14 protein-coding genes and 2 tRNA genes are annotated in these 18,063 nt (G+C 60.4%); 12 read left to right on the forward strand and 4 right to left on the reverse strand.

Annotated elements, in window-relative coordinates; all coding sequences use genetic code 11:
• The first annotated feature begins 1 nt into the window (after window position 1).
• Window positions 2-1,291 carry an adenylosuccinate synthase gene (locus HX875_RS02230; protein ID WP_177041289.1) on the forward strand — a complete coding sequence of 430 codons (1,290 nt, stop codon included), beginning with the start codon at window positions 2-4 and terminating at the stop codon, window positions 1,289-1,291.
• A gap of 139 nt (window positions 1,292-1,430) precedes the next feature.
• Window positions 1,431-3,365 (forward strand): methyl-accepting chemotaxis protein, encoded by a 1,935-nt coding sequence (locus HX875_RS02235; RefSeq protein WP_177041291.1) that lies wholly within the window; start codon window positions 1,431-1,433, stop codon window positions 3,363-3,365.
• A gap of 108 nt (window positions 3,366-3,473) precedes the next feature.
• On the opposite strand, the gene HX875_RS02240 is transcribed toward HX875_RS02235, so the two are convergent.
• The 4 genes from HX875_RS02240 to HX875_RS02255 all read right to left on the reverse strand — a co-directional run bounded on the left by HX875_RS02240 (window position 3,474) and on the right by HX875_RS02255 (window position 6,558).
• Window positions 3,474-5,039 (reverse strand): ABC transporter permease, encoded by a 1,566-nt coding sequence (locus HX875_RS02240; protein WP_177041293.1) that lies wholly within the window; start codon window positions 5,037-5,039, stop codon window positions 3,474-3,476.
• Window positions 5,039-6,064: an extracellular solute-binding protein gene (locus HX875_RS02245; RefSeq protein WP_177041295.1), complete on the reverse strand. Its 1,026-nt coding sequence runs from the start codon at window positions 6,062-6,064 to the stop codon at window positions 5,039-5,041. The genes HX875_RS02240 and HX875_RS02245 overlap by 1 nt, the downstream gene beginning before the upstream one ends.
• A gap of 144 nt (window positions 6,065-6,208) precedes the next feature.
• Window positions 6,209-6,295, reverse strand: a tRNA-Leu gene (locus HX875_RS02250).
• A 176-nt stretch (window positions 6,296-6,471) separates the two neighbouring features.
• Window positions 6,472-6,558, reverse strand: a tRNA-Leu gene (locus HX875_RS02255).
• Window positions 6,559-6,782: 224 nt separating this feature from the next.
• Between HX875_RS02255 and rnr the strand changes: the two genes are divergently transcribed.
• The 10 genes from rnr (at window position 6,783) to HX875_RS02305 (ending at window position 18,039) form a co-directional block, all read left to right on the forward strand.
• Window positions 6,783-9,416: a ribonuclease R gene (gene rnr / locus HX875_RS02260; protein WP_177041297.1), complete on the forward strand. Its 2,634-nt coding sequence runs from the start codon at window positions 6,783-6,785 to the stop codon at window positions 9,414-9,416.
• Window positions 9,413-10,168, forward strand: coding sequence for a 23S rRNA (guanosine(2251)-2'-O)-methyltransferase RlmB (gene rlmB / locus HX875_RS02265; protein ID WP_177041299.1), 756 nt, complete (start codon window positions 9,413-9,415; stop codon window positions 10,166-10,168). Before rnr ends, rlmB begins: the two co-directional genes overlap by 4 nt.
• Window positions 10,169-10,477: 309 nt before the next feature.
• The gene (gene rpsF / locus HX875_RS02270; protein WP_003217491.1) at window positions 10,478-10,900 is read left to right on the forward strand and encodes a 30S ribosomal protein S6; all 423 of its coding nucleotides are present in this window, start codon (window positions 10,478-10,480) and stop codon (window positions 10,898-10,900) included.
• 28 nt (window positions 10,901-10,928) lie between these two features.
• Window positions 10,929-11,159, forward strand: a complete 231-nt coding sequence (gene rpsR, locus HX875_RS02275) for a 30S ribosomal protein S18 (RefSeq protein WP_002551829.1) — start codon at window positions 10,929-10,931, stop codon at window positions 11,157-11,159.
• Window positions 11,160-11,195: 36 nt separating this feature from the next.
• Entirely contained in the window at window positions 11,196-12,083 is an 888-nt protein-coding gene (locus HX875_RS02280) for a hypothetical protein (protein WP_010173874.1), read from the forward strand.
• An 18-nt stretch (window positions 12,084-12,101) separates the two neighbouring features.
• Window positions 12,102-12,548 carry a 50S ribosomal protein L9 gene (gene rplI / locus HX875_RS02285; RefSeq protein ID WP_003171376.1) on the forward strand — a complete coding sequence of 149 codons (447 nt, stop codon included), beginning with the start codon at window positions 12,102-12,104 and terminating at the stop codon, window positions 12,546-12,548.
• Between the two features lie 120 nt (window positions 12,549-12,668).
• Window positions 12,669-14,063, forward strand: a complete 1,395-nt coding sequence (dnaB, locus tag HX875_RS02290; protein ID WP_064450415.1) for a replicative DNA helicase — start codon at window positions 12,669-12,671, stop codon at window positions 14,061-14,063.
• 99 nt (window positions 14,064-14,162) lie between these two features.
• Window positions 14,163-16,466, forward strand: coding sequence for a YgiQ family radical SAM protein (locus tag HX875_RS02295; protein ID WP_177041300.1), 2,304 nt, complete (start codon window positions 14,163-14,165; stop codon window positions 16,464-16,466).
• Window positions 16,467-16,672: 206 nt separating this feature from the next.
• The gene (locus HX875_RS02300; protein ID WP_177041301.1) at window positions 16,673-17,593 is read left to right on the forward strand and encodes an NAD synthetase; all 921 of its coding nucleotides are present in this window, start codon (window positions 16,673-16,675) and stop codon (window positions 17,591-17,593) included.
• Window positions 17,590-18,039, forward strand: a complete 450-nt coding sequence (locus HX875_RS02305; protein ID WP_177041302.1) for a hypothetical protein — start codon at window positions 17,590-17,592, stop codon at window positions 18,037-18,039. Before HX875_RS02300 ends, HX875_RS02305 begins: the two co-directional genes overlap by 4 nt.
• The last annotated feature ends 24 nt before the right edge of the window (window positions 18,040-18,063 follow it).

Consider the following 18,063-nt stretch of genomic DNA (forward strand, 5'->3'; position numbering starts at 1 on the left):
TATGGGTAAGAATGTCGTAGTCCTGGGCACCCAATGGGGTGATGAGGGCAAAGGCAAGATCGTTGATCTGCTGACCGAACATGCTGCCGCCGTAGTGCGCTACCAAGGTGGCCACAACGCTGGCCACACCCTGGTCATCGATGGCGAAAAAACCGTCTTGCACCTGATCCCGTCGGGTGTACTGCGCGAAGGCGTGCAGTGCCTGATCGGAAACGGCGTGGTGGTTGCACCTGACGCCCTGCTGCGCGAGATCACCAAGCTGGAAGAGAAAGGCGTGCCAGTGCGTGAGCGCCTGCGTATCAGCCCGTCCTGCCCGCTGATCCTGTCCTTCCACGTTGCGCTGGACCAGGCCCGTGAAAAGGCCCGTGGCGAGCTGAAGATCGGTACTACCGGTCGCGGCATTGGCCCGGCTTATGAAGACAAGGTTGCACGTCGTGGCCTGCGTGTGGGCGACCTGCTCAACATGCCGCGCTTTGAAGACAAGCTGCGTGAACTGGTGGATTACCACAACTTCATGCTGGTGGGTTACTACAAAGAGCCTGCCATCGAGTTTGAAAAGACCCTGGCCGAGTGCAAGGAATACGCTGAGCTGCTCAAGCCGCTGATGCTCGACGTCACGGCCGAGCTGCACGACCTGCGTCGCGCTGGCAAAGACATCATGTTCGAAGGCGCCCAGGGTTCGTTGCTGGACATCGACCACGGTACCTACCCGTACGTGACCAGCTCCAACACCACCGCTGGCGGCGTTGCCACCGGTTCGGGTGTTGGCCCGATGTTCCTGGACTACATCCTGGGCATCACCAAGGCGTACACCACGCGTGTAGGTTCGGGCCCGTTCCCGACTGAGCTGTTCGACGATGTCGGTGCCCACCTGGCCAAGCAAGGTCACGAGTTCGGCGCCACTACCGGCCGTGCCCGTCGTTGCGGCTGGTTCGACGCCGTTATCCTGCGTCGCGCTATCGATGTGAACAGCATCTCGGGCATCTGCCTGACCAAGCTGGACGTACTCGACGGCCTGGAAACCATCAACATCTGCGTCGGCTACAAAGATGCGCAAGGCAAGGATGTTGCTCCGACTGACGCTGACAGCTACGTAGGCCTGCAGCCTGTGTACGAAGAAGTGCCGGGCTGGACCGAGTCGACCGTGGGTGCCAAGACCCTGGAAGAACTGCCGGCCAACGCTCGTGCTTACATCAAGCGCGTTGAAGAGCTGATCGGCGCACCGATCGACATTATTTCGACGGGCCCGGACCGCAACGAGACCATCGTTCTGCGTCACCCGTTCGCTTAATAAGCTGTTGATGTAAAAAGCAAAGGGCTCCTTCGGGAGCCCTTTGTCGTTCCCGCCTGCTAAGCGGCACGACCCTTGCTATGGTTCTTTCTTTCGCGGTGCTATCAAATTAATGGCACCCGTGGTGGAGGGATTCCCAGTGTCTGCCGTTCTCTCATTGTTACAAAGCCGGCTGTTGCGGCCGGTGTTCGTTACCCTAGGTATCGCTCTTTTGGTGCAAGTACTGGTGGCCGTCGCCCTGACGCGAAGCACCGTCACTGCATTGGAAGCGGATTTGGGCAATCGCCTGGGCGTCGACAGCCAGAAACTGTCCGGCGAGCTGGCGCAAGCCGGAAAGGAAGTGACATCCAGCCTGGACAGTTTGTCGTCCAGTACGCGCCAGCGGCTCACCAGTGGTTTGTCTTCACGTTTGCAGGAAGAGCAAAAGCAACTGCGTGCGACCCTGGAAAAAGACCTGCAGGACTCTGCCAGTGACATGGCGCAACTGCTCGCCTCGGTGGCGCCACGCGCCATGTGGGACAGTGATGTACCGACGCTGTCGGAGTTTGCCCGCAGAGCCCAGCGTAATCCCAACGTGTTGTTCGTGGTGTATGACGACGCGGCTGGCGAGCATCTGACCCGTTACCTCAACCGTGAAAACCCGATCAACCAGGCGCTGCTGGAGAAGGGCAAGGGCGATCGAGCCCTGGATAAAGTGTTGGACGCGGCGAAAAATGATCCCTCGGTGTTCTACGTCGAAGCGTCCATCAGCCCCAACGGCGTAGAGATCGGCAAGGTCCGCATGGGGGTTTCGACCGCCGCGGTAGAAGCTGACCTGGCCGCGCTGGATAAGCGGTTTGCTGCACTGATCGCCAGCGGTGACCAGTTGGTGGGCGACAGTCTTAAAGGTGCTGCTGCTGACAGCGCTGCGGCCATGGGTGCGCGTTTGCAGTCGGCGCAAGCCACCGCGACCCAAATGACCGCCAATACCACCAGTGCGGTGCAAGAGGCCGCGGGCACGCTGCGCTGGCGCATCGGTATGGGCCTGGCGGTGGTAGGCTTTGGCGTGCTGTTGCTGATTGCCGTGGTGCTCGGGCGTCGGGTAGTCAATCGCCTGAAGCTGCTGATTGCCGCGATGGACGATCTGGCGGCGGGCGAGGGCGACCTGACCAAGCGCGTGCAGATCAACAGCCAGGATGAAATCGGTGACATGGCCTCGGCGGTCAATCGCTTTGTGGATAAGTTGCAACCGATCGTGCGTGAGGCGGGGGATGTGGCCCAGCGTACCGGCGTGGAAATCGGCGCGATGACCCTGCGCAACGCCGGTGCCGATGCGGCTGCCGGTTTGCAGCGTGATGAGGTTGCCGAAAGTCTTCGGGCGCTGTCGCAAATGGCGGATGAGGCCCAGGCGGAAAGCCATGCGATGCAGGCGGCCTTGCAGCAGGTGGTGGATATCCGCCAGGCGACCGACGAAAACTCGCGTACTTCTGCCGAAGTGGGCAGCCTGATTGAGGCGTTGGCCGGGCAGGTGCAGGCCGGGTCCAAGGTGATCGAGCGCCTGGCTCAGCAGAGCGAGCAGATTGAGGTGGTATTGACAGTGATCCATGGGATTGCCGAGCAAACCAATCTATTGGCGCTCAACGCGGCGATCGAGGCGGCGCGAGCCGGTGAGACCGGTCGCGGATTTGCCGTGGTGGCGGACGAGGTGCGTGCCCTTGCCAGTAAAACCCAGAGTTCTACCGGCGACATCCAGGCCCATATCGTGGCGTTGCAGCAAGGTGCCCGAGAGGCGGTGGAGACCATCGGCAAGGCCGGGCGCCAGGCCAGTGAAGGTTTGCTGGTGTTGCGCGACAGCGTGCGCCTGCAACAGTCGGTACAGGCTTCGGTGGAGCAGGTGCATGCCGCGATTGGCCTGGCGACGCGTGCGGCTGAGCATCAGGCGCAAGGTGCGCATGCGGTGCGTGGACGGGTGGAAATCATCCATGCCCAGGCTGAGCGGGCCGCTCAGGCGGTGGTGGAGACTACCGCCAGTGGCAAGGTGCTGGATGGGCTGGCGGCGCAGTTGAAGGCGAGCCTGGGGCAATTTCGGGCTTGATGTTGTCTGGTTGGGCCTCATCGCAGGCAAGCCAGCTCCCACATTTGACCGCATTCCAAAGTTGGAACTCGGTCGAGTGTGGGAGCTGGCTTGCCTGCGATGGCGACTTCAGCGGCTCAGATACATCCGTGTCGTAAGCAGATACACCGGCAGTCCCGACACCAGAATCAACAATGCCGCATAAGGCGCCGCTGCCGCGAATTCCACATTCGAGGTATGCGCCCATACGGCAGTCGCCAAGGTATTCAGCCCGGTCGGACTGAGCAGTAACGTCGCCGTCAATTCCTTCATCGCATCCAGAAACACCAGCGCGAACGCCGCCCCCAATGCCGGGAAAATAATCGGCAACGTCACCCGACAAAACGCACTGAACGACGACGCTCCCAGCGTTCGCGCCGCCTCTTCCAGCTGCGGTGCCGCTTTGTTCAGCGCCGTGCGAATCGGCGCCTGGGCCAGCGGCAAAAACAGCAACGCATACGCGATCAGCAACAACGCCGAGGTCTGATACAGCGCCGGCACGTAATGCAGGGCGAAATACACCAGCGTCAGCGCAATCACCAGGCCGGGCAGGGCGTGCAGCAAGTACGGCAGGCGTTCGGCCCACAGCGCGAGCTGGCCCTTGTAGCGCACCACCAGCAAGCCCACCGGCACGGCAAACAACAGGCAAAGCGCTGCGCCGCCCAGGGACAGCGCCAGGGAAGACAGCAGCGCCTCGCTGATCTCGGCGACCGGAAATGCTGCCGAGCTGCCCACGGCCAGCCAATAGCCGAGCATGCCCAATGGAATGCCGCTGCCAATGATCGCCAGGAGCAAGCAATACAGTTGTCCCAGCGACGTACATTTACCCAGTCGAACCTGTTCGGCATGCCTTGCCGCGCCCTGGCCGGTGCGCACATGCCGGCCGTTGCCGCGTACCCGCAGCTCCAGCCAGAGCAGCGTCAGGCACATCACCAGCAGCACCGCCGAGAGCATCGCCGCATTGGCGTTGCTGAACTCCAGCTCGAATTGCTGATAGATCGCGGTGGTAAAAGTCTGCAGGCCAATGATCGACAGCGCGCCAAACTCCACCAGCATGTGCAGGGCAATCAACAGTGCGCCGGCCAGCAGTGAGGGCCACAGCAAGGGCAGCGTGATGCGAAAGAACACGCCCCAGCGATTCAGTCCCAGGGTGCGGGCCGATTCTTCCAGGGACGGATCAAGATTGCGCAGAGTCGCCGCCACCGGCAGGAACACCAGCGGGTATTTGGACAGGGTCATCACCAGGATCGCTCCGCCCAACCCTTCAAAGTTGGCGCTCAGCGAAACCCAGGTAAAGCTGCTGACAAATGCTGGCACCGCAAAAGGCAGGCACAGAACCACTCCCCAGATACGCCGCCCCGGCAAATTGCTGCGTTCCAGCAGCCAGGCCAGCGACAGGCCGATCACGCCGCACGCCACGGTCACGCCGACCATCAGCGCCAGGGTGTTGCGCAGCAGTCCGAACACATAAGGTCGCCACAGCAAGTGCACGGCCTCGGCCCAGCCTGCTTGCCAGGCCTTGAGGCCGACATACGCCAGCGGCAGCAGGCTCAGGCCTACCAGCAGCAGGACGGGCAGCAATAACCAGATCGAAGGGCGTTTGCGTCTCGGCGTAAAACCCCCGCGCAGGGCGGGGGCGGGGAGCGATGGGTTCATCAGTTCAAGCCAACGTCACGTTCCAGTTCCAGGGCTTCTTCGGCGTTGCCCAGGTCGGCCGGGGTGACTTTCGGCGGTTGCAGCTCGCTGAAAGGCTTGAGGCCACGGTTGGATTGCATGCCTTTGCGCAGCGGGTATTCAGCGGAGGTGTTGGTGATTACCCGCTGGCCTTCTTCGCTGGCCATGAAGGCCAGCAGTTGCTGGGCTTCTTTTGGATGCTTGCTGGATTTCAGCGCAGCCGCGGCAGATACGGTGATCAGGCCGCCCGCATCACCGTTGGTGAAGTAGTGCAGTTGCGAATCCAGGTTGGTTTTTTCTTTCTTCAGGGCGAACCAGTAGTAGTTGTTCACCAGTACCGTAGCGACTTCGCCGTTTTCCACGGCTTTGAGCGCAACCATGTTGTTGCTGTAGACCTTGCCGAACGCTCGCAGGCCGGTCAGCCATTCTTCAGCCGCTTCGCGCCCGTGCAGCTTGATGATCGCGACAGCCTGTTCCTGGAACGCGCCGCTGGTGGGTACGAAACCGACCTTGCCTTGCCACTCGGGACCGGCGAAATCCAGTACCGACTTGGGCAGGTCTTTCTCGGCGATCAGTTTCGGGTTGAAAGCCACGACGCGGGTACGTGCGGTCACGCCCATCCAGGCGCCGTTGGCGGCCACGTACTCCTTGGGCAGAACGTCGAGGGTGCTGGCGTCGATGGTTGCCAGCAGGCCTTGCTCGCCGAGCTTATTCAGCGGCGGCGATTCTTCGGTGTAGATCACGTCGGCAGGGGAGCGGTCGCCTTCTTCCACGACCTGGCTGGCCAGCTGGTTGCTGCTGCCCTTGCGCACATTGACGTGGATGCCGGTCTTGGCTTCGAAGGCCTTGGCAAGTTCATCGCCGACCTCCTTGTGTTGGCCGTTGTACAAGGTCAGTGCAACCTTGTCGGCAGAATAGGCAGCGGGCGAGAGCAGGGTCAGGCCGAGCAGAGTGATGGTCAGGCCACGCAGAAGGGATGTCTTGAGACGGGTATCGCGGATCATCATCCGGGGTTTTCCTCACTTGAGTGCAACAAATCCTTACAAGGATAAACGATAAAACTTCTCAAGTGCGGACGAGGGGGAAATCACCGGGAAGGTTTTCAAACCCCGGAAACGAAAAAACCCGCTTTCGCGGGTTTGATCTGAATTTGGTGCCCAGGAGAAGACTCGAACTTCCACGACCTTGCGATCACCAGCACCTGAAGCTGGCGTGTCTACCAATTTCACCACCTGGGCATTATCAACAACGCTTGCGCTGTTGATGGAGCGAACTATACGGAGGGCTTTTTGATCTGTAAACCCCTGATTCAAAAATATAAATCAAGATTCTTGTTAAAAATCAAAGGCCTGAAACGCAAAAACCCGCTTTCGCGGGTTTTTGGAGACTCGAGGAAGAACCTTGAGTTTGAAATTGGTGCCCAGGAGAAGACTCGAACTTCCACGACCTTGCGATCACCAGCACCTGAAGCTGGCGTGTCTACCAATTTCACCACCTGGGCAGCATCAACAACGTTGCCGTCGTCGATGGCGCGCACTATACGGACCGCTTTTTGCGCTGTAAAGCCCCGTTATCAAAAAAGCCTGGAAAATTTCGCGGGCGGTCGCGCAAGGTGCATTCCAAGGGCTACAAAGTGCTTTTACGGGCTTGTTGACACCTGAAATTTCCCGTTTCAATACGCGTATGCCAAACTAACCCGCATATAGACAAGGTGAAAACTCTCTAATGGCCGATTGGCAGTCCCTCGATCCCGAGGCCGCTCGTGAAGCGGAAAAATATGAAAACCCTATTCCTAGCCGCGAACTGATCCTGGCGCATCTCGCCGATCGGGGTTCGCCTGCTAGCCGCGAGCAGCTGGTTGAAGAATTCGGTCTGACCACCGAAGACCAACTCGAAGCCCTGCGTCGCCGCCTGCGCGCCATGGAGCGCGATGCCCAGTTGATCTACACCCGCCGTGGCACATACGCCCCTGTGGACAAGCTCGACCTGATCCTCGGCCGCATCGCCGGCCACCGTGACGGTTTCGGCTTCCTGATCCCGGACGATGGCAGCGACGACCTGTTCATGAGCCCGGCGCAAATGCGCCTGGTGTTCGATGGCGACCGTGCACTGGCGCGCGTTTCCGGCCTCGACCGTCGCGGTCGCCGTGAAGGTGTGATCGTCGAAGTGGTATCCCGTGCCCACGAGTCCATCGTCGGCCGTTACTTCGAAGAAGGCGGCATCGGCTTTGTCGTGCCGGATAACCCGAAGGTCCAGCAGGAAGTGCTGATCACCCCGGGCCGTAATGGCGCCGCCAAGGTCGGTCAGTTCGTCGAGGTGAAAATCACCCACTGGCCAACTGCGCGCTTCCAGCCACAGGGCGATATCGTTGAAGTGGTCGGCAACTACATGGCGCCGGGCATGGAAATCGATGTTGCGCTGCGCACCTACGATATCCCTCACGTCTGGCCTGAGGCGGTGCTGAAAGAAGCCGCCAAGCTCAAGCCGGAAGTGGAAGAAAAAGACAAAGAGAAACGCATCGACCTGCGTCATCTGCCGTTCGTCACCATTGACGGCGAAGATGCCCGCGACTTCGACGATGCGGTCTACTGCGAAGCCAAGCCCGGCAAACTGCGCCTGTTCTCCGGCGGCTGGAAGTTGTTCGTCGCGATTGCCGACGTGTCCAGCTACGTGAAGATCGGCTCGGCCCTGGACAACGAAGCCCAGGTGCGCGGCAACTCGGTGTACTTCCCTGAGCGCGTAATCCCGATGCTGCCTGAGCAGCTGTCCAACGGCCTGTGCTCCCTGAACCCGAAAGTCGACCGTTTGGCCATGGTGTGCGAGATGACCATCTCGAAAACCGGCGAAATGACTGACTACCAGTTCTACGAAGCGGTGATCCACTCCCAGGCCCGCCTGACCTACAACAAGGTCAGCACCATCCTGGAGCAGCCGAAAACCAGCGAAGCCAAAGCCTTGCGCGGTGAGTACGGCCATGTCGTGCCGCACCTCAAGCAGCTCTATGCGCTGTACAAGGTGCTGCTGGACGCTCGTCACGTGCGTGGCGCGATCGACTTCGAAACCCAGGAAACCCGGATTGTCTTCGGTTCCGAGCGCAAGATCGCCGCGATCACCCCGACCACGCGCAACGATGCTCACAAGCTGATCGAGGAATGCATGCTGGCCGCCAACGTGGCCACCGCAGAATTCCTGAAGAAGCACGAGATTCCAGCGTTGTACCGGGTGCACGACGGCCCGCCGCCGGAGCGTCTGGAGAAGCTGCGCGCGTTCCTCGGTGAGCTCGGCCTGTCCCTGCACAAAGGCAAGGACGGCCCGACGCCGAAGGACTATCAGGCACTGTTGGCCAGCATCAAGGACCGTCCGGATTACCACGTGATCCAGACCGTGATGCTGCGCTCCCTGAGCCAGGCGGTGTACAGCGCTGATAACCAGGGCCACTTCGGCCTGAATTACGAGGCGTACACCCACTTCACCTCGCCGATTCGCCGTTACCCGGACTTGCTCACGCACCGGGCGATCCGCAGCGTGATCCATTCCAAGCAGAACACCCTGCACGTCAAGCGCGCCGGTGCCATGACCATTCCGAAGGCACGGATCTATCCGTACGACGAAGCGGCCCTGGAACAGTTGGGCGAGCAGTGCTCCATGAGCGAGCGCCGTGCCGACGAAGCCACCCGCGACGTAGTGAACTGGCTCAAGTGCGAGTTCATGAAGGATCGCGTTGGCGAATCGTTCCCGGGTGTGATCACCGCCGTGACCGGTTTTGGCCTGTTCGTCGAACTGACCGACATCTACGTCGAGGGCCTGGTGCACGTCACCGCCTTGCCGGGTGACTACTACCACTTCGACCCTGTGCATCACCGCCTGGCGGGCGAGCGCACCGGTCGCAGCTTCCGTTTGGGCGATACCGTGGAAGTGCAGGTCATGCGCGTCGACCTCGACGAGCGCAAGATCGACTTCGGCATGCCGGACAAGCCAGCCGAACCGACTGGTCGTAAAAAACGTGGCAGCGAAACTGCAGCCCCGGCCTCCAAAGGCAAAGGTGCTCCTGCGAAAGCAGTGGTCGCCGAGCCTGCGCCAGCCAAGGCGCCGCGTCGTTCGTCTGCCAAGGACAAGGCCCCTGAAGCCTACCGCCCAAGCGACGCTGCGGCGAAAAACGCCGAGCTGCGCAAGAGCCGCGAGTTGAAGCAGCAGTTGCTCAACGAAGCCAAAAGCGGTGGTAAAGCGGCGTCTGGGGGAAAGTCCCGCGAGGCGGAAAAACCGTCGAGCAAGCCGAGTAAACACCGTAAAGGCCCGCCAAAAGCGGGTTCGGCCCCCGCCAAAAGCGGCGGGTCGCGCAAACCTAAGGCCAAGTCATGAGTCTGGAAAAAATCTACGGCGTACACGCCGTAGAAGCATTGCTGCGTCACCACCCGAAACGCGTCAAACAGGTGTGGTTGGCGGAAGGCCGTAGCGAGCCGCGCGTTCAAGCGCTGGTGGAGCTGGCGAACCAAAACAAGGTTGCCATCGGCCAGGCCGAACGTCGCGAAATGGACGTTTGGGTCGAAGGTGTTCACCAAGGCGTGGTCGCGGACGTAAGCCCGAGCCAGGTCTGGGGTGAAGCAATGCTCGACGAGCTGCTCGATCGCACCGAAGGCGCACCGCTGTTGCTGGTGCTCGACGGCGTGACCGACCCGCACAACCTCGGCGCCTGCCTGCGTTCTGCCGATGCTGCCGGTGCGCTGGCGGTGATCGTGCCTAAAGACAAGTCGGCAACCCTGACGCCTGTGGTGCGTAAAGTCGCCTGCGGCGCGGCGGAAGTGATTCCGCTGGTGGCCGTGACCAACCTGGCGCGTACCCTGGAGAAACTCCAGCAACGCGGCCTGTGGATCGTGGGTACGGCGGGGGAGGCCGAGGTCAGCATTTATGACCAGGACCTCACCGGCCCGACCATCCTGATCATGGGTGCCGAAGGCAAGGGCATGCGTCGCCTGACGCGCGAGCATTGCGACTACCTGGTGCACCTGCCGATGGCCGGTAGCGTCAGCAGCCTCAACGTTTCAGTCGCAACGGGCGTCTGCCTGTTCGAAGCCCGGCGCCAGCGTGGCGCCAAGGCCAAAGCTAAAAAGTAAGACTTGAGATCGACGCAAGACCCTGTGGGAGCCGGGCTTGCCCGCGATGACGGTGTGTCAGCCAGCAGAGATGTTGCCTGTGCCATTGTCATCGCAGGCAAGCCAGCTCCCACATTTGTTTTTGTGGGGTGGGGTGACTGTTCAAATAATCACCAATCACCTTGCGCCCTTTCTCCCCCTTCTCTACAATTGCGCCCCTTGCCTTCATGGCAGGCACGCATGTGCCTCCCTTCGGCAAGATCCATAAGTGTCATTCACTCCTTGTCTGACCGTTTTTGAGCGGCAGGCTACAACCCGTAAGGAGCATTCATGCGTCATTACGAAATCATCTTTTTGGTCCACCCGGATCAAAGCGAGCAAGTCGGCGGCATGGTAGAGCGTTACACCAAGCTGATCGAAGAAGACGGCGGCAAAATCCACCGTCTGGAAGATTGGGGCCGTCGTCAACTGGCCTACGCAATCAACAATGTTCACAAGGCTCACTACGTGATGCTGAACGTTGAGTGCACTGGCAAGGCCCTGGCCGAGCTGGAAGACAACTTCCGCTACAACGATGCTGTGATCCGTAACCTGGTCATCCGTCGCGAAGAAGCCGTTACCGGCCAATCCGAGATGCTCAAGGCTGAAGAAAACCGCAGTGAGCGCCGTGAGCGTCGCGACCGTCCTGAGCACGAAGGCGCTGAAAGCGCTGATAGTGATGACAGCGACAACAGCGATAACGCTGACGAGTAATCCACGGACCTTTTAAGGAGCCTATCAAATGGCACGTTTCTTCCGTCGTCGTAAATTCTGCCGCTTCACCGCTGAAGACGTGAAGGAGATCGATTACAAAGATCTCAACACTCTGAAAGCCTACGTATCCGAGACCGGCAAAATTGTTCCAAGCCGCATCACCGGTACCAAAGCTCGTTATCAGCGTCAGCTGGCCACCGCTATCAAGCGCGCCCGCTTCCTGGCCCTGCTGGCCTACACCGACAGCCACGGCCGCTGAGACCGGGCAGTCGACAAGTAGTAAGGGATTGAATGCATGCGCGCCTTAGCTGAGTTCATCATGCGCGGTCGTGTGCAGGCCACTCTGGTAGTGGCTGGATGTGCAGCATTGCCGTTGTTGTATTGGTTGGGTGCTGCCGCAGGTTGCCTTGTGCTGCTGCGGCGCGGTTTGAAGGACGCCCTTGGCGTTCTTGCCCTGGGAATACTGCCGGCCTTGGTCTGGTGGTTGAAATTCGATGATCCACGGGTACTTCTGGTACTGCTCGGTTCATCGACCCTTGCGTTGGTTTTACGCGCAAGTGAGTCCTGGGTCCGTACGCTGCTGGTCAGCGTGGCATTGGGGTTGGTGTATTCACTGGCGCTTGGCGCGGCTTTCCGCCCGCAAATCGAGGCGCTGGCGCAGGAGATCATAAAGATCCTGCCGCTGGCCCTCGGGGATCTCTACCAGCAGTTATCGGTAGAGGAGCGAGCGCGTCTCGCGTCAGTGATTGCACCGATGCTTACCGGCCTGATTGCGGCCTTGTTGCAGATCGTCAGCGTGCTGAGCCTGATTCTTGGGCGTTACTGGCAGGCGTTGTTGTATAACCCGGGCGGTTTTGGTCGCGAGTTTCGCAGTATCAGAATCCCCGCAGGACCCGCGATGTTGCTGCTGGCGTTCATGGTGGTCGGGCCGACGTTTGGCCTGGCGCTGTTGGTGCCGTTGTGCAGCGTACCGCTGGTATTCGCCGGCCTGTCCCTGATTCATGGGCTGGTGGCGCAAAAGCGACTGGGCAGATTCTGGCTGGTGGGGTTGTACGTGACGCTGTTGCTGTTCATGCAGCTGATCTATCCGTTACTCGTGGTCTTGGCCATTGTCGACGGCCTGATTGATTTTCGCGGTCGTCTGGCGCCGAAAGACGCCGATAACGCGAACGGTGAAGGTTAAAAGTTAGAGGATTTTCACATGCAACTGATCCTTCTGGAAAAAGTCGCCAACCTGGGCAACCTGGGCGACAAAGTGAACGTTAAGGCCGGCTACGGTCGTAACTACCTGCTGCCATACGGCAAAGCCACCGCTGCAACCGCTGCCAACCTGGCTGCGTTTGAAGAGCGTCGTGCTGAGCTGGAAAAAGCAGCAGCAGACAAAAAAGCTTCGGCCGAAACTCGCGCTGCCCAACTGGCTGAGCTGGAAGTGACTATCACTGCCACCGCCGGTGACGAAGGCAAGCTGTTCGGTTCGATCGGCACCCACGACATCGCTGATGCACTGACCGCCTCCGGCGTTGAAGTGCAGAAGAGCGAAGTTCGTCTGCCGAACGGCACCATCCGCAACGTAGGCGAATTCGACGTAGCCGTGCACCTGCACGCTGAAGTTGAAGCCACCGTACGCGTTGTTGTGGTAGCAGCTTAAGCAGCACCTAACTGACTGGCACCACGCGTGTCAGCCGGTTAACATCGGGCACGATCCTGTTTACAGGTCGTGCCTTTTGTTTTTCTGTAGCCCCTGATTCTCCAACTATTCCAAGTGGCCATGAACGATATCTCCGCTCCTGAGCAATATGACCTGCAAACCGCTGCCCTGAAGGTGCCGCCACATTCCATCGAGGCCGAACAGGCCGTGCTCGGTGGCTTGATGCTGGACAACAACGCCTGGGAACGCGTGCTGGATCAAGTCTCGGACGGCGATTTCTACCGTCATGACCACCGCCTGATCTTCCGCGCCATTGCCAAGTTGGCCGACCAGAACTCACCGATCGACGTGGTGACCCTGGCCGAGCAATTGGACAAGGAAGGCCAGACGTCCCAAGTGGGCGGCCTCGGTTACCTGGGTGAACTGGCGAAAAACACGCCATCGGTCGCCAACATCAAGGCCTATGCGCAGATCGTCCGTGCGCGGGCCACGTTGCGCCAGTTGATCGGCATCGCCACCGAGATTGCCGACAGCGCCTTCAACCCCGAAGGCCGCACCGCTGAAGAGATTCTCGACGAAGCCGAACGCCAGATCTTCCAGATCGCCGAGGCCCGGCCGAAAACCGGCGGCCCGGTCAGCGTCAACGACCTGTTGACCAAGGCCATCGACCGTATCGATACCCTGTTCAACACCGACAACGCCATCACCGGCCTGTCCACCGGCTACACCGACCTGGATGGCATGACCAGCGGCCTGCAGCCGTCTGACCTGATCATCGTCGCCGGCCGTCCGTCCATGGGTAAAACCACCTTTGCGATGAACCTGGTGGAAAACGCCGTGTTGCGCAGCGACAAGGCGGTACTGGTGTACTCCCTCGAGATGCCAGGTGAATCGCTGATCATGCGTATGTTGTCGTCCCTGGGCCGCATCGACCAGACCAAGGTGCGTGCCGGTCGCCTGGAAGACGACGATTGGCCGCGCCTGACCTCGGCGGTCAACCTGCTCAATGACCGCAAGCTGTTCATCGATGACACCGCGGGCATCAGCCCGTCGGAAATGCGTGCACGTACCCGGCGCCTGGTGCGTGAACACGGCGACATCGCCCTGATCATGATCGACTACCTGCAACTGATGCAGATCCCGGGCTCCAGCGGCGACAGCCGGACCAACGAGATTTCCGAGATTTCCCGCTCGTTGAAAGCCCTGGCCAAGGAATTCAACTGCCCGGTGGTTGCCCTGTCGCAGCTCAACCGCTCCCTGGAGCAACGTCCCAACAAGCGCCCGATCAACTCCGACTTGCGGGAATCCGGAGCGATCGAGCAGGATGCGGACGTGATCATGTTCGTTTACCGGGACGAGGTGTATCACCCGGAAACCGAGCATAAAGGCATCGCCGAAATCATTATCGGCAAGCAGCGTAACGGGCCCATCGGCACCACGCGCCTGGCGTTTATCGGTAAATACACCCGTTTCGAAAACCTGGCGCCGGGCAGCTATAACTTCGACGACGAGTAAAAGCGCTGCCCACCAATTCCGACTGCAAAGGTCGGAATTGGTCAAATTTTGTGCTATATTCCGCGCCCGCGATTTTTCATCTCAACACCGGTCACCGTCATGCAAACAGCCAAGCCGTTATTTGACTATCCCAAGTACTGGGCCGAATGTTTCGGTCCTGCGCCATTCCTGCCGATGAGCAGGGAGGAGATGGATCAGCTTGGCTGGGATTCATGCGACATCATCATCGTCACCGGTGACGCGTACGTGGACCATCCGTCGTTCGGCATGGCAATCATCGGCCGGCTGCTGGAGTCCCAGGGCTTTCGCGTCGGGATCATTGCCCAGCCCAACTGGCAGTCCAAAGACGACTTCATGAAGCTCGGCGAGCCGAACCTGTTCTTCGGCGTCGCGGCCGGCAACATGGACTCGATGATCAACCGCTACACCGCCGACAAGAAAATCCGTTCCGATGACGCCTACACCCCAGGTGGCATGGCCGGCAAACGTCCGGACCGCGCGAGCCTGGTGTACAGCCAGCGTTGCAAGGAAGCCTACAAGCATGTGCCGATCGTACTCGGCGGCATCGAAGCGTCCCTGCGCCGCATTGCCCACTACGACTACTGGCAAGACCGTGTACGCAACTCGATCCTGATCGACGCCTGCGCCGACATCCTGCTGTACGGCAACGCCGAGCGGGCCATCGTCGAAGTTGCCCAGCGCCTGTCGTGGGGCCACAAGATCGAAGACATCACCGACGTGCGCGGCACCGCGTTCATTCGCCGTGACACGCCTGAGGGCTGGTACGAGGTGGACTCCACCCGTATCGACCGTCCGGGCAAGATCGACAAGATCATCAACCCGTACGTGAATACCCAGGACACCCAGGCCTGCGCCATCGAGCAGGAAAAGGGCCCGGTGGAAGACCCGGAAGAAGCCAAGGTCGTCCAGATCCTGGCGAGCCCACGCATGACCCGCGACAAGACGGTTATCCGTCTGCCGTCCGTGGAAAAGGTCCGTGGCGACTCGGTGCTCTACGCCCACGCCAACCGCGTGTTGCACCTGGAAACCAACCCGGGCAACGCCCGCGCCCTGGTGCAGAAGCATGGTGAAGTGGACGTGTGGTTCAACCCGCCGCCCATTCCGATGACTACCGAAGAAATGGACTACGTGTTCGGCATGCCTTACGCCCGTGTCCCGCACCCGGCGTACGGCAAGGAAAAGATCCCGGCCTACGACATGATCCGTTTCTCGGTGAACATCATGCGTGGCTGCTTCGGCGGCTGCACCTTCTGCTCGATTACCGAGCACGAAGGCCGGATCATCCAGAACCGCTCCGAAGAGTCGATCATTCGCGAAATCGAAGAGATCCGCGACAAGGTGCCCGGCTTCACCGGCGTCATCTCCGACCTCGGCGGCCCGACCGCGAACATGTACCGCATCGCGTGCAAGAGCCCGGAAATCGAATCTGCGTGCCGCAAGCCGTCCTGCGTGTTCCCGGGCATCTGTCCGAACCTGAACACCGACCACTCGTCGCTGATCCAGCTGTACCGCAGCGCCCGTGCATTGCCGGGCGTGAAGAAGATCCTGATCGCTTCCGGCCTGCGCTACGACCTCGCGGTCGAGTCGCCTGAATACGTCAAAGAGCTGGTGACCCACCACGTCGGTGGTTACCTGAAGATCGCCCCGGAACACACCGAGGAAGGTCCGCTCAACCAGATGATGAAACCGGGCATTGGCAGCTATGACAAGTTCAAGCGCATGTTCGAGAAGTACACCAAGGAAGCGGGCAAGGAGCAGTACCTGATTCCTTACTTCATCGCCGCCCACCCGGGCACCACCGATGAAGACATGATGAACCTGGCCCTGTGGCTCAAGGGCAACGGCTTCCGCGCCGACCAGGTGCAGGCGTTCTACCCGTCGCCAATGGCCACCGCCACCGCGATGTACCACTCGGGCAAGAACCCGCTGCGCAAGGTCACCTACAAGAGCGACGCGGTGACCATCGTCAAGAGCGAAGAACAGCGCCGTCTGCACAAGGCCTTCCTGCGCTACCACGACCCGAAAGGCTGGCCGATGCTGCGTGAAGCATTGACCCGCATGGGCCGTGGCGACTTGATCGGGCCGGGTAAGGAGCAACTGATTCCGTTGCACCAGCCGTCCACCGACAGCTACCAGAGCGCCCGTCGCAAGAACTCGACGCCGGCTGGCAGCCACAAGGTCGCGAAGGAAACCACCACCAAAATCCTCACCCAGCACACCGGCTTGCCGCCGCGTGGCAGTGACGGCAGCAACCCGTGGGACAAGCGCGAGCAAGCCAAGGCCGCGGCCATGGCGCGCAACAAGCAGGCCGCCAAGGAACGCACTGACGCGGCCAAGGGCAAAGGCAAGAAGCCAGCCCGCAAGCCGGTGGTGCCGCGTTGATCGCAGCCTGAATCGCAAAACGCCAGCCTCGTGCTGGCGTTTTGCTTTCTAGCGGGTGGGTAGCCTGTTTGTTAAGGTGGCGCCCATCAAATCGCCATCGCGGGCAAGCCCGGCTCCCACAGGAGAATGCATTCCACATGTGGGAGCCGGGCTTGCCCGCGATGAGGCCAGTCAGGTCACCATCACTTTCAAGGAAGAACGCCCCCATGAGCAGCCCCCTGCTTGGCATTGGCATGGACTCCAACCGCTCCCAGTTCATGGCCCGCCAGCGCATCGAAAGCCAGATCAACCTGCCGCGCCTGTTTGCCGCCATCGACGCCGACCCCGGCATCGTAGGTGCAGGTGTGGTGTATATCGATGCTGACTTCAATGTCGTCACCCTGCGCGAATTCCAACCCATCTGCAGCATTGCGCCCAAGCGCGTGATCCTGCGTGAAGCGCAGAGGTACATTGCACCTGCGCAGTTCGCCCAGCAGGTGCAGGACAACCCGCGCGAGTCGCGACTGGTGGGTGAAGCGATCAACACCACGCTGTCGTGTGCCGGTGCTGTCATCGGCTGGGTAGTGGTGCTCAGCGGCTCCGTTGCGATCCCGTTTTCAGCGGGTGCCAGTACGGTGATTGCCGCGCTCGGCTACACCGCTGCGGCAGCCAGTACCGTGCAGTGTTTTGCCGGCGGCTATCGCACCGTCAACGAAATAAGAAATCCGTCGCGCAACGACCAGCTCGACGGCGAGGAGTGGTACCAATACACCATGATCGCGCTGGACGCTGCGTCGTTGGTCGGCGTCGGCGCTTCTTCACTGACCACCCTCAAGCTGGTCAGGCTGAACAAGGCGACAACCGGCAAAAGTCTGCGGGAGGTGCTCAAGGGCCTGAATCGGCAGGAGCGCGCCAAACTGACCAAGGAGTTGCTGAGCATCAATGACCCGCGCCTGACTTCGAAGATGCTCAAGTTGCGACAGTTATCCGGTGAGTTGCCCAAGCGCTTCACGCCCACTCAGCTCAAGCACGCAACGGTCACGCAAATACAGGACGCGCTGGGTGCCTCCATTGGCTTCACTGGCAGTGCGCTCTCAGGCAACGTTCGAACCCTTGCCGTGGGCCTGTATGAGGAGATCGAGCAATGAACGAAGTACCGAGCATTCGCGGTTTTCTATCCCGGTACTTTCCGGTCTTCATGGGGGCGATATTTGCCGCAGTGTTTTCCCTGGTGTTTGCGGTGCCTTTGTTTTTTGACAGCTATTTTCAGGACCTTCCCTTGGCGGATAACGCCAGGTACTCCTTTTTCGGCGGAATCGCCCTGACGTTGGTCATCGTGCACTGCAACTTCATGATCGCCCGCGGACGTCCGCAATGGGTGTGGCCGCTGGTGGGGTTGCTGGGTGTTTGTTTTGTGTGTGTGCTGCCCACGATCGGGTATCGGCCGCATCCGTTCATTTATGGCATGAGCGTGCTTTTACCCTTGCTGGCGCTGCTGGTGCTCAACAGCAAGCGCCACCGCGAAATGCGCCAGAAACTGCTGGAAGTCCGCCACCTGCGCGAAGCCGTGATCGCCAGGCACAAAGCCCGTTGATTGGGTAGATTCACCACCCGCCCT

The organism is Pseudomonas yamanorum, assembly GCF_013386765.1.
Taxonomy (GTDB): domain Bacteria; phylum Pseudomonadota; class Gammaproteobacteria; order Pseudomonadales; family Pseudomonadaceae; genus Aquipseudomonas; species Aquipseudomonas yamanorum_A.